The 12473-nt window shown below is 31.2% G+C and carries 12 protein-coding genes; all 12 read left to right on the top strand.

Going from position 1 to position 12473, the window contains the following annotated elements; all coding sequences use genetic code 11:
• Positions 1-28: 28 nt before the first annotated feature.
• The 12 genes from rbsK to QMG30_RS03665 all read left to right on the top strand — a co-directional run bounded on the left by rbsK (position 29) and on the right by QMG30_RS03665 (position 12465).
• On the top strand, positions 29-961 hold the full coding sequence (gene rbsK / locus QMG30_RS03720; RefSeq protein WP_281812354.1) for a ribokinase: 933 nt from the start codon (positions 29-31) through the stop codon (positions 959-961).
• A 15-nt stretch (positions 962-976) separates the two neighbouring features.
• On the top strand, positions 977-1375 hold the full coding sequence (gene rbsD, locus QMG30_RS03715; protein WP_281812352.1) for a D-ribose pyranase: 399 nt from the start codon (positions 977-979) through the stop codon (positions 1373-1375).
• A 59-nt stretch (positions 1376-1434) separates the two neighbouring features.
• Positions 1435-2943: a sugar ABC transporter ATP-binding protein gene (locus QMG30_RS03710; protein WP_281812350.1), complete on the top strand. Its 1509-nt coding sequence runs from the start codon at positions 1435-1437 to the stop codon at positions 2941-2943.
• Positions 2944-3903, top strand: coding sequence for an ABC transporter permease (locus QMG30_RS03705; RefSeq protein WP_281812348.1), 960 nt, complete (start codon positions 2944-2946; stop codon positions 3901-3903). It abuts the gene before it with no gap.
• Between the two features lie 24 nt (positions 3904-3927).
• Complete coding sequence (locus QMG30_RS03700; protein WP_281812346.1) at positions 3928-4899, top strand: substrate-binding domain-containing protein; 972 nt, start codon at positions 3928-3930, stop codon at positions 4897-4899.
• 61 nt (positions 4900-4960) lie between these two features.
• Positions 4961-5608 carry a deoxyribose-phosphate aldolase gene (gene deoC, locus QMG30_RS03695; protein WP_281812344.1) on the top strand — a complete coding sequence of 216 codons (648 nt, stop codon included), beginning with the start codon at positions 4961-4963 and terminating at the stop codon, positions 5606-5608.
• Positions 5609-5779: 171 nt separating this feature from the next.
• Positions 5780-7564, top strand: coding sequence for an FAD-dependent oxidoreductase (locus QMG30_RS03690; RefSeq protein WP_281812342.1), 1785 nt, complete (start codon positions 5780-5782; stop codon positions 7562-7564).
• Positions 7564-8727, top strand: coding sequence for an NAD(P)/FAD-dependent oxidoreductase (locus QMG30_RS03685; RefSeq protein ID WP_281812340.1), 1164 nt, complete (start codon positions 7564-7566; stop codon positions 8725-8727). The genes QMG30_RS03690 and QMG30_RS03685 overlap by 1 nt, the downstream gene beginning before the upstream one ends.
• A 31-nt stretch (positions 8728-8758) precedes the next feature.
• Positions 8759-9001, top strand: a complete 243-nt coding sequence (locus tag QMG30_RS03680) for a hypothetical protein (RefSeq protein WP_281812338.1) — start codon at positions 8759-8761, stop codon at positions 8999-9001.
• 116 nt (positions 9002-9117) lie between these two features.
• Positions 9118-9687, top strand: a complete 570-nt coding sequence (locus QMG30_RS03675; RefSeq protein WP_281812336.1) for a PadR family transcriptional regulator — start codon at positions 9118-9120, stop codon at positions 9685-9687.
• Between the two features lie 174 nt (positions 9688-9861).
• Complete coding sequence (locus QMG30_RS03670; RefSeq protein WP_281812334.1) at positions 9862-11631, top strand: sensor histidine kinase; 1770 nt, start codon at positions 9862-9864, stop codon at positions 11629-11631.
• 15 nt (positions 11632-11646) lie between these two features.
• A complete protein-coding gene (locus QMG30_RS03665) occupies positions 11647-12465 on the top strand; it encodes a response regulator transcription factor (RefSeq protein ID WP_281812332.1) in 819 nt (272 codons plus the stop codon).
• The last annotated feature ends 8 nt before the right edge of the window (positions 12466-12473 follow it).

The raw sequence follows: 12473 nt of genomic DNA, 5'->3' as shown, positions 1-12473 counted from the left end.
AAGCGGTACCACTAAAAGGAGGAGTTTTATGCAACCAAACATTGTTATTCTAGGCAGCTTTGTTGTTGATTTGATGGGAAGAGCACACCATTTACCAAAGCCGGGTGAAACTGTAAAAGGTTCAATGTTCAAGTTGGGTCCAGGAGGAAAAGGTTCTAATCAAGGAGTAGCAGCCAATAGGGCAGGAGCAAATGTAACTATGGTTACAAAGATAGGAAATGATTTATTTGGAAAAGTCGCAACTGATTTTTTTGAAAAAGAAGGTATGGACACAAGCTATGTGTTTCAGGATAAAGAAATAGAAACAGGAACAGCTTTAATATTAGTAGATGAAAATACTAGCCAAAACAGTATTTTAGTTACATCAGGAGCATGTGGTAATATCAAGAATGAAGAAATATTAAAATGCGAAGACAAAATTAAAGAAGCAAAAGTATTTTTAACACAGTTGGAAACTAACTTAGATGCTGTTGAGTTTGCAATAGATATCGCTAAGAAAAACAATATAACAACTGTCCTTAATCCAGCACCTATTCAGCCTATATCTGATGAACTTTTATCAAAAATAGATATTATTACACCTAATGAGGTAGAAGCTTCAATTCTCACAGGAGTTGAGATTAAAGACATGGATGATGCAAGAAAATCAGCAGATATTTTTATTGAAAAAGGTGTTACTAATGTCATTATTACTATGGGGAATCAAGGAGCATATGTGAGATGTAAAGATGAAGAAAGAATAATTCCCAGATATAACGTAGATGCAATTGATACCACAGGAGCAGGTGATGCGTTCAATGGTGGTTTCGTAACAGCATTAGGAGAAGGTAAAGGTATTTTTGAAGCTGCAAAATTTGGAAATGCGGTAGGAGCTTTATCCGTTACAAAAATAGGTACAGCGCCTGCAATGCCAACAAGAGAGACTATTAACAATTTTATAATAGACAATTCAACTAACTAAAAAGGAGGACATAAAATGTTAAAAGGTGGAATTCTTAATCCTCAGATGGTAAATTTATTTGCTCAAATGGGGCACAAAGATACAATTGTAGTAAGTGATGCAGGATTACCTATGCCAAAAGATGTAGAAAGAATAGATTTAGCATGGAAACCTAATGAACCAAGATATCTAGATGTATTAAAAGAAGTGTTAAAATCTCTAGTTGTGGAGAAAATAATATTGGCAGAAGAGTTAAAAACTGTCAGCCCAGATATGCATAAAGAGATTATTGATTTATTTCCAGAAGATATGGAAGTAGAATATGTTCCACATGTTATGTTTAAAGAAAAGACAAAAGGGGCAAGAGGAATAATAAGAACTGGTGAATTTACACCATATCCAAGTATTATATTGGTGAGTGGATGTGCTTATTAGATTGCATTAATGAGGTGAATGTAAGGGGTTACATAAATATATATTGAAAGGGGCAGAAGATGGCTGATAAGAAACTAATTTTAGAGTTAGAGAATATCACTAAAATATTTCCAGGTGTAAAAGCATTAGATAATGTTAAATTAGAGATATATGAAGGAGAAGTACATGCTTTATGTGGAGAAAATGGAGCTGGTAAATCTACATTAATGAAAATAATATCTGGTGCTCAGGAATATACTTCTGGTAATATGCGTTATCAAGGTGAAAATGTGAAATTTTCTTCAACAAAAGAAGCACAGGAATTAGGTATATCAATGATTTATCAAGAATTCAATCTAATACCTCATTTAACTGTAGCAGAAAATATTTTTCTTGGAAGGTATCCTGTGAGTAGAAAAGGTATCATTGATTGGAAAAAAATGAATCAAGATGCTAAAGAGTTAATTGCAAAAGTTGGATTAAATATAAGTCCTAAGAAACTTGTAAAAAATTTATCTGTTGCTGAAGCCCAGATGATTGAGATTTCCAAATGTCTATCAATAAATTCAAAAGTAATTATTATGGATGAGCCTACAGCTGCATTAACAGACGAAGAAATAGAATGTTTATTTGATATAATTGAGAATCTCAAAAAAGAGAACATTGCAATTATTTACATCTCACATAGAATGAATGAGATATTTCGGATTACAAATAGAGTTACTGTTTTTAGAGATGGTAAATTCATCAATAGTATGTTGACCAAAGATACTAATCATGATGAAATAGTCCGTTTGATGGTTGGAAGTGATTTAACCAACTTATACCCTAAGAGAGATTATGTCAGGTCAAAAGAAGTAGTATTTGAAGCAAAAAATATTAGATATAAAAATAGTATAAAAGATGTTTCATTTAAATTATATGAAGGTGAAATCTTAGGAATAGCCGGATTATTAGGGTCAGGTAATATATTATTATCAAAACTTTTAGCAGGATATTATGGAGACTATGATGGTGAAGTCTTTATAAAAGGAAAAAGAGTTAAGATAAAAAATCCTGCACAAGCCCTCTCAAAAGGAATTTTTGTTGTATCAGATGATAGAAAAAATGAAGGGCTGGTTTTAGTTAGAAATGTAAAAGAAAATATTTCACTGGCTTCCTTAAAATCTATAATGTCAAATGGACTTTTATCAGATAAAAAAGATTTAGAAATGTCAAAAAAAGAGATTAGTAAATTAAACATAAAAGTTTCATCACCACATCAAATAGTAGGGAATTTAAGCGGTGGAAATCAGCAAAAAGTAGTATTTGGGAAGATGCTTGAAACTAATCCTGAAATAATATTTTTAAATGAACCTACAAGAGGTATTGATATTGGAGCAAAAGCAGAAATATATAATATAATGCATGAACTTACTAAACAAGGGATTAGCATTGTCTTAATCACATCTGATCTACCTGAACTTATAGGAATGAGTGACAGAGGATTAGTTATGCGAGAAGGTGAAGTTGTAGCATCGATTAGTAAAGAGAAATTAACACAAGAGAATGTATTATCATATGCAGCTGGAGCAGGAGGGGTTTACTAAATGAATTTGAAAAAAATAGGATTAAAGTTATTAACAAAATATAGAACTGTATCAGTATTAGTTTTGATTTTAATAATTGCAACATGTTTATCTAATTCATTTCTAACATTTAATAATTTATTAAATATAATAAGACAAGTTTCCATTATTGCAATTATTGCATCAGGTATGACATTTGTAATTCTGACAGGTGGAATTGATTTGTCAGTAGGTTCAATAGTGGCTATATCTGGAGCATTATCAGCTTATACATTAATAAACACAAATAGTGTAATACTAGCTATAATTGTTGCATTAGTAGTGGGAAGTATATGTGGAACTTTTAATGGTATTATAATAACTAAAGGGAATTTACCCCCATTTATAGCAACTTTAGCGGTTATGACTTTTGTAAGGGGATTTGTATTAGTATTCACTAATGGTTCTCCTATAGCAGCAAGATTAAAAGCTTACAATTTTATAGGTAAGGGTTATCTATTTGGTATACCTTTTCCAATTATTATTTTAATAGTTATATTTGCAATTGGTTTTTTTATACTTAAGTATACTGCTTTTGGAAGAAGTGTATTCAGTATAGGCGGTAACAGAGAAGCTACTAGATTATCTGGAATTAATGTTAAGAAGGTAGAAACTTTAGTATATACAATAAGTGGATTATTGGCAGGCTTAACTGGATTAATATTAACTGCTAGATTAGGTTCTGCACAACCTACAGCCGGTAAAGGTTATGAGTTAGATGCAATAGCAGCAGTAATCTTGGGTGGTACTAGTCTTTCAGGCGGACAAGGAGCAATTATTCCTACCGTATTTGGAGCCTTAATATTAGGAGTATTAGATAACATATTGGTACTAATTGATGTGAATCCATTTGCATCAGATATTGTTAAAGGATTTGTTATTTTGCTGGCTGTTTTAGCAGACAGTAAATTTAAATCAGTTTCATCAAAATTAGATGAATAATAAAACTTTAAGGAGGACATTAAAATGAAAAAATTTTTAGTAGGTATTTTAGCTTTAACTCTTATTTTATCAATGGTAGGATGTGGACAAAAACCAAATGATACTAGTAAGGAGAAGGATAGTTCAAAAGATACTGAAACTAAACAAATTAAGATTGGTTTATCCATGAATACATTGAACAATCCATTCTTTGTTGATGTTTCAAATGGTGCTAAAAAAGGTGCGAAAGATAACGATGTTGAATTATTTGTTACAGATGCTCAGAATCAGCCAAGTAAACAACAAACTGATGTAGAGAATCTATTACAAAAAGATTTGGACTTACTTATTATTGATCCATGTGATAGTGATGCAATAGTAGCTGCAATTGAAACAGCTAATGAAAAAGAAGTACCTGTTATTACAATTGATAGAGCTGCAAAAGGCGGAGAAGTTATTGCACATATGGGATTTGATGCGGTACATTCAGGAAATATTGCAGGAGAATTCTTAGTTGATGTACTTAAAGGAAAAGGTAAAATAGTAGAAATTATGGGTATAATGGGTACTAACGTTGCTCAAGACAGAAGTAAAGGATTTAATGAAATAGTTGATAAGACAGAAGGATTTGAAGTTGTTGCTACTCAAAGTGCTAATTTTGATAGAGCTGAGGCTATGAAAGTCATGGAAAATATATTACAAGCTAATGCTGAGATTGATGGAGTCTACGCAGCTAATGATGAAATGGCTTTAGGTGCTCTAGAAGCTATTGAAGCATCTGGAAGATTAGATGAAATAGTATTAATTGGTTGTGATGCTATTGATCCTTCATTAGAAGCTATCAGAGCAGATAAGATAGAAGCAACAATTGCTGAACCACCTTTCTTCTTAGGAAAAAATGCTGTTTTAATGGGATTAGATTATCTTAATGGAGAAGAAATTGATGAAAATATTATATTAGATTCAACATTGGTAACTAAAGAAAATGTTGATACTATAGTAACTAAAGAAGAATAACAATAAATAGATTAAAAGTACTTATGTCTTAGATTATATCAAGTGCTAAAAGGAGATTATAATGAATTTATCAAAATATATCGATCATACAATATTAAAACCAAATGCTAGTGAAGATGATGTGAAAAAAATATGCGATGAAGCTAAAAAATACAATTTTGCTTCCGTATGCGTTAATCCATCCTATGTAAAATATGTTTCTAGTTTATTAAAAGGAACAGATATAATGACTTGTGCTGTTATAGGTTTCCCTTTAGGGGCGACACCAAAAGAAGTAAAAGCATATGAGGCATCAAATGCTATACAAAATGGTGCAGAAGAAGTGGATATGGTAATCAACGTAGGTTACTTGAAAAGCAAAAAATATAATGAGGTAGAAGAAGATATAAAAGCTGTAGTTGATACTGCTAAAGGTAAAGCTCATGTAAAGGTTATTATTGAAACATGTCTTTTGACAGATGATGAAAAAGTAAAAGCTTGTGAATTATCTGTAGCAGCAGGAGCGGATTTTGTAAAAACTTCAACTGGATTCAGTACAGGTGGAGCGACAATAGAAGATGTAAGATTAATGAAAAGAACTGTTGGCAACAAAGCAAAAGTTAAGGCTTCAGGCGGGATAAGAGATTATGATAAGGCTGTAGCTATGATTGAAGCAGGAGCTGACAGAATAGGGACAAGTTCAGGAGTAGCATTTGTAAACAATAAGTAAAATAATGTAATAGAGTAATTCATGAGGCTGATAGGATAGTTATTATCTTATCAGTTTTTTTTGAAAAATTCTTTGGGGAAAATATGTTGAATAAATACGAAATAAGGTGTACTATACAAGTATAATACTATAATTGTATAGTATAAAACAAATTAAGGAGGTATTTATAAAATGGATGATGTAACAAATGCAGTTAATATCAGACTGGGAAACACAGGGGAATACACAATACAGAGAACTTGTGTAGCACATATTGATACTGATTTATGTATCAATTGCGGTAAGTGTAGAAGATTATGTCCTGTAGAAGCCATAACTGAGATGCAAAGAGCTATATGTAGATTTTGCCCTGATTGTGCACAAGGAGATGTTATGCTGAAAGAGGAACAAAATGAATATGCTGTCAGTCATGCATGTAGTCTTGGATGTCCATTAGGCACAACACCTGAAGGATTTGTTAACCTTGTTGCGGAAGAAAGATGGCAGGATGCCTATGACTTAATATCAGAATTAAATCCTCTTCCATCACTATGTGCTATGATTTGTTCACATCCTTGTATGGATGAGTGTAAAAGGGGTACATTAATCGATACATCGATAAACATCAGGGGGTTAAAAAGGGCAGCAGTTGAAAATGTCTCGGTAAAAGCGAGACCAGTATTCAAACAGAATATTGATAAGCGTATTGCAATTGTTGGTGCGGGACCAGCAGGAATAACAGCTGCATTTTATTTAGCTAAAAAAGGTTATAAAGTTAAAATATTTGAAAAGAATCCTCAGCCAGGCGGAATGGTTAGGATGGGAATACCTGATTTCAGATTAGATAAAAATATGTTCCTTAATGATGTTAAAATTCTTGAAGAAGCTGGTATAGAAATCCAATACAATTCACCAGTGGGTTCTAAACCTACAATAAATGATTTAATAACTAATGGTTATGCAGCTGTTTTATTAGCGACTGGTGCTTCAAAAGGAATAGATTTACCTATTAAAGGGTCTTTATCAGATAAAGTATATAATGCCGTTACATTTATGCAAAGAGTTAATAGTAAAGAACCGGTAAACAATTGGAAAAATCCTGTAAAAGCAGCAGAAATGAATAAAGTAGTAATTATTGGTTCAGGTTCAGTCGCGCTTGATACAGCTAGAACAGCTGTAAGGTTAGGAGCTGAAAAAGCAATTTGTGCATGCTTGGAGGCAGAAGGAGAATTACTTGCTCCAAAAGACGAAGTATTGGAAGCTGTAGAAGAGGGAGTTGAATTTATAACATCAGTATCACCAGTAGAAATTGAATCAAATTTCATAACAGTGAAAGGTGTAAGATTCAAAAAGGTTTCCTCAATAGAAAAAGATGAGAATGGAAGACTTAAACCAATCATAGTAGATGACTCAGAATTTTCTATAGAAGCAGATACAGTTATATTTGCAGTCGGTCAGAGGCCAGATATCAAATTATTAGCCAGAAAAGCAGGCTTGGAATTAGATCATAGAGGTGGATTAATAGTTGATAAAGATAATTTAATGACTGCAAAAGAAAAAGTATTTGCAGCTGGAGATATAATAAACTCACGAGGTTCAGTTATAACTGCAATGGAATCGGGAAGAGTGGCTGCAATGAAAATTGACGATTACATAAATAATAAAAAACAGGTCGATAGAACGAAAGAACATAAAATTGATTTGGCATGTAATGAAGAAAAGATATTCCCTATTAGATTAGAAAAGCTATCTCCAATTAATATGCCTAAAACAGATATGGATAAAAGAAAGAGCTTTTTACCTGTAGAATTAGGATATACAAAAGCTCAAGCAGTTATGGAAGCACGAAGATGTATGAAGTGTGGATTTGAAAAAGTTGATAAAGATAAGTGCATAGGATGCGGAGCTTGTGAAACTGTTTGTCCTGAAAATGCTATATCTTTTAGAAGTGTTAACATGGAAGGAGACATAAAATAATGAAAGTTATTGAACATGATGTAATAGTTGTAGGAGCAGGACCAGGAGGTTCAGTTTGTGCTTCATATCTTGCAAAAGCAGGTGTGGATGTCCTTCTTATTGATAAAGAGACTTTTCCTAGAGATAAACCTTGTGCTGATTGCCAGAGTCGTACTTCATTGAAACATATCAAAGAGTTAGGGGCAGAAGAAGAGCTTGCTAAATATGGATTATTGAAAGATGGACTTATATTTATTTCTCCTGACAGTAATAAATGTTATATTGATGTACCAGATGGTTACATCACTCCTAGATGGTATTTTGATAATATTATGAGAAAAAATGCAGAGAGGCTTGGAGCAGAAGTAATAGAGAACTGTTGGGTCTATAATGTTATAAAAGAAGATGGATATGTAAGAGGTGTAAAAGCTAAATATAACGGGGAAAAAATAGAACTTAGATCAAAAATTGTTATAGGTGCTGATGGCTCTCATTCAATTGTCGCTCAGAAAATTGGTCAATTTCCAGACGAGCCTGATAATCTATCCATAGCATTAAGGACATATTTTGAGAACGTTCCTCTCTTGAAAGATGGATACCTAGAATTTCATTATGGACCTGTAGGGATTGTAGGTTATTTATGGATTTGTCCCGCTGATAAAAAGGGTAATATATGTAATGTTGGTTTGGGATGTAATATGGCAGATTACCAAGGTTTCACATTTGAAGAAAAATTCTGGGAATGGGCAAGAACAAGTCCATATGGAAAACGATTCATACCATCAAAAGATAATCCATGTAAGCAGGTTGCCCCTTGGAAGGGATGGAGAGTTCCAACAGGAATTCAAAGAATGAAAAACTATGATAACGGAGTTATGTTAATTGGAGATGCAGGTAGTGTAGTTGTACCATTTCTTGATGAAGGTGTAGGAGCTGCAAGTGATAGTGCTAAACTAGCTGCCGAGGTAGCACAAGAAGCACTGAACAAAAATGATTTCTCTTGTGATGTCCTTAAACGTTATAGTGTTGACTGGGATAAAAAATATGGAGATATGTATAAAACAACTAAGCTTGCAGAGGGTATGTTGGAAAGTCCAGAAGTCATGAATGAATTTATTGATAACATGAACACAAGTGTTGAATTTAAAAAAGCTTTTTTTGATGGATTAGTAAGAGAAGATTAAAAATTAAAAAATGAAAGGGGAATAATAAGTTATGGCCTTTAATGCAGATAAGTATAAATGGGAAGGAAACTCAAGAAAGATGTATGAATATATGGTATCCGAAGTACCATTTATAGCTCAGATAGGTTTAAAGAATATGATTGGAAAATGGTTAGATAAGAGAGAGATTCTAGTTGTCACAGAAGATATTTTATTTGAGGCTGAAGAAGATTTAGCTCCAACTGCTTATAAAAAGAAATTTAAAGATACACTAGATAGCTTAAGAACTAAATAATTAAACGAATATTCTAATATTAGGATGAATTATAATTAAATAGTAGTAGTGCGGTGGATTTTACATAGCTCCAATGATATAATAAAAAGAAAAATAATTCTTTAGGAGATTGTATAATGTCATTAAAAACAGCTATATTAGGATTGGCAAGTTATAAGGAGCTATCTGGATATGATATATCAAAATTTTTTGATAGCAGTCTAAAATATTTTTTTTCAGCCCAGCAGAGTCAAGTATATAGAGAATTAAATACTTTAGAAAAAAAAGGATTACTTAGTGTTAGATTATTATACCAAGATGATAAACCAAATAAAAAACTATACTCAATTACAGAAGATGGAAGTAAAGAATTAGAAAAGTGGTTATTGAATTTTAATGAAGAAAAGCATTTCGCTCAGAAACTACCACTAATGATGAAAATATTCTTTTCTTCAAAAGTACCCACTGAAAATCTTCAAAAAACGTTTGAAAGAGTAATAGAACTTACTACCGAGAAAATGAAAAGATTAGAGCATGATGCGGATAACATAAAGGATTATGAACATTTTGCGGATATAGATGAAAGCGAAACATTTTATTGGAAGTTAACGATTGATTATGGTTTAAGACTTTACAAGATGTATTTAGAATGGGCTGAACACTCAATTCAACTAATAGAAGAATTACAAAACAATAAAAATGGTTAAAAATATTGAGCTCTATACTTAGGATAAACTTAAGAATAGAGCTTAATGTTTGTGTGTTTAATAAGTTTATATGTTATTTACTTGATTTTTTATAATGGTTGTTATTATAATAAAGTAAGTTAAAAGATAAAAAATTATAATATTATGTTTGAATATAGGGGTAGGAGAATATTTGTGAAGAACATTATTGAAAGTTTTCATAATATAGCTATTAAGAAAAAAATAATAGTACTTGGTCTAATTATGCTTATATATCCAATAATATTAGTTATTATATTTGGTATGTATAATAATGAAAAAATAATAAAGGATAGATTTGTAAGTTATGTTGAAAATGATGTCATGAATGCCAAGAATAGGATGACAAATGATCTTGATTTCATGGAACAGATTTTTCAAGAAGTTTTATATAACATTGATGCTTATGATCTCTTCAATTCAAAACCAAAAGGAGAAGAAGCGAACAATACTATCCTAAGTTATAATTTCCAAAAAGATATGGATAAATATCTGAAATCCACTATTTTCGCCAAACAAGAATTTGATTTGGTTACTATGCAGTTCCTTAATGATGATAGCGTCTATTATGCTGCTAAAGAAAGAGGTATAGTAGGAAATATCCCAAAAGAAAAATTTAAAGAAGTAACTAAAGATAAAAATCAAGTGGTTTATTACTTTGATAAAAAAGATGATTATCAGAATATATACTTGGTACGCTCAATCTATGATATCAATACATTTGAAAAAATAGGTATCATGTCATTTAGGATAGACAATAATTATTTACAAGAAATATTGAGATATACATATAGAGAACCAGCTGAATCTACTTATCTATATACTTATGAAGGTGATAGAATCGTATATGCAGGAGCCAATTACAATAATGACCTTATAGAGGATAATAAAATATATTTAGAAGAAAAAGGTACTTATACTCATACAATAGATGGCAATGATTATTATGTGATAGTAGAAACGATTGAAGATATTAATTTGAAAATTATCAGTGTAATAACAACGGATATGTTAATTTCAGATACTAGAAAAGTATTTGACTTAATTATAATCCTATGTATTGTTAGCATGCCTATATATATTATTATAGCCAATATGATATACAGTGAGATTATATCCCCATTTAATTTATTGGTAACTAAAATGAAGGATATTGAAAAAGGAGAACTTAGTGCAAGCATTGATATCATTAGAAAAAATGAAATAGGATATTTGTATAACTCATTCAACAGTATGGCTAAAAGAATTAAATATCTTGTTGAATATGTTTATGAAGAAGAAATAGCTCGAAAAAATGCGGAAATATCAGCACTTCAATCTCAGATTAATCCTCATTTTCTATACAATACATTAGAAACCATTAATTGGACAGCACAATTGTCTGGAGAACAGGATATAGCAGAAATGGTACAAGCATTATCAAAACTTATGGATGCCAACATGAATAGAAACGGGAAAAAATACTCTACTGTAGAGGAAGAAATACAGTATATGGATAGCTATCTTCTACTTATACAAAAAAGATTTGGCAATAAAATAGCATACACTAAGATTATAGAAGAAGAAACATTAAAAGAAAATCTACCAAAACTGATTATTCAACCAATAATAGAAAATGCTATAAAACATGGTATTGAACCTGTAGGAAGAGGAAGGATAACAATACATATTTATAAGGAAAATGGAAAATTAATAATTCAGGTAGAAGATAGTGGGGCTGGTATAGAAACACCGAAATTAAAATCAATTAATGATGAAATTGCTAATAACAAATATATACCAGAAGATAAAAGTACATCTAAGAGTATTGGACTTAAAAATGTTTACAAAAGATTATTACTTATATATGGAAAAGAAGCAAAAATTTCCATAGAAAGTAAATACTCTGAAGGTACAAAAGTTACACTTTCAATTCCAAAAAGCTAAAAAGGAGGAGTTCTTATGTATAAAATATTACTGATTGATGACGAAACAATAATAATTGAAGGATTAAAAAAACTTGTCCCTTGGGAAGAAATTGAATGTGAAGTAGCAGGTGTTGCAGAAGATGGTCTAGAAGGTTTAGAACTTGCACAGAAACTGAAGCCGGATATAATTATATCTGATATTCAGATGCCCAGATTATCAGGACTTCAGATGATAAAGAAATTGAAAGAAAAAAGCAGATATACAAAATTCATTATACTTACAGGATATAGGGAATTTGAATATGCTAGAGAAGCGATAACTCTAGGGGTTACAAGATTCTTGTTGAAACCCACCAATCTTGAAGATATAAAAAATGCAATTCTAGAAGCTATTAACGTAATAGATGATGAGAGAACAAAAGTAAAAGATATAGAAAATCTAAGAAAAAAATTAAACAAGTTCAATGCCCTCAATGACAATGATAATAACAATACAGATAATGAAGCTGACAAGGTAACTTTTCTAACGGGACAAGCAATAAAATACATAAAGGATAACTACGAAAACAAACTGGACTTACAAACAGTAGCAGATCATTTGTACATAAGCTCTTGGTATTTATGTAAAATATTAAAAAAAGAAGTGGGCAATAGTTTCGTAGAATTATTAAATGAGGTTAGAATACAAGAAGCCAAAAATCTATTGACCTCTACTAATTATAAAGTATATGAAATAACTGAGATGGTAGGTTATTCAGATACACCTTATTTTTCTAAAACTTTCAAAAAACACGTTGGTATAACTCCAAATCAATACAGAAATAAAAATTGGAATAATAAAGAGGCTAATTGATTTTTTAT

Source organism: Vallitalea longa, assembly GCF_027923465.1.
Lineage (GTDB): Bacteria > Bacillota > Clostridia > Lachnospirales > Vallitaleaceae > Vallitalea > Vallitalea longa.
The sequence above is the reverse complement of the archived record's forward strand: the minus strand, read 5'-3'. Positions and strand labels throughout refer to the sequence as shown.

What these genes read in the sequence shown, in the direction of transcription:
- rbsK (WP_281812354.1), top strand. Translation starts at nt 29, where the DNA reads ATGCAACCAAACATTGTTATTCTAGGCAGCTTTGTTGTTGATTTGATG.
- rbsD (WP_281812352.1), top strand. Translation starts at nt 977, where the DNA reads ATGTTAAAAGGTGGAATTCTTAATCCTCAGATGGTAAATTTATTTGCT.
- QMG30_RS03710 (WP_281812350.1), top strand. Translation starts at nt 1,435, where the DNA reads ATGGCTGATAAGAAACTAATTTTAGAGTTAGAGAATATCACTAAAATA.
- QMG30_RS03705 (WP_281812348.1), top strand. Translation starts at nt 2,944, where the DNA reads ATGAATTTGAAAAAAATAGGATTAAAGTTATTAACAAAATATAGAACT.
- QMG30_RS03700 (WP_281812346.1), top strand. Translation starts at nt 3,928, where the DNA reads ATGAAAAAATTTTTAGTAGGTATTTTAGCTTTAACTCTTATTTTATCA.
- deoC (WP_281812344.1), top strand. Translation starts at nt 4,961, where the DNA reads ATGAATTTATCAAAATATATCGATCATACAATATTAAAACCAAATGCT.
- QMG30_RS03690 (WP_281812342.1), top strand. Translation starts at nt 5,780, where the DNA reads ATGGATGATGTAACAAATGCAGTTAATATCAGACTGGGAAACACAGGG.
- QMG30_RS03685 (WP_281812340.1), top strand. Translation starts at nt 7,564, where the DNA reads ATGAAAGTTATTGAACATGATGTAATAGTTGTAGGAGCAGGACCAGGA.
- QMG30_RS03680 (WP_281812338.1), top strand. Translation starts at nt 8,759, where the DNA reads ATGGCCTTTAATGCAGATAAGTATAAATGGGAAGGAAACTCAAGAAAG.
- QMG30_RS03675 (WP_281812336.1), top strand. Translation starts at nt 9,118, where the DNA reads ATGTCATTAAAAACAGCTATATTAGGATTGGCAAGTTATAAGGAGCTA.
- QMG30_RS03665 (WP_281812332.1), top strand. Translation starts at nt 11,647, where the DNA reads ATGTATAAAATATTACTGATTGATGACGAAACAATAATAATTGAAGGA.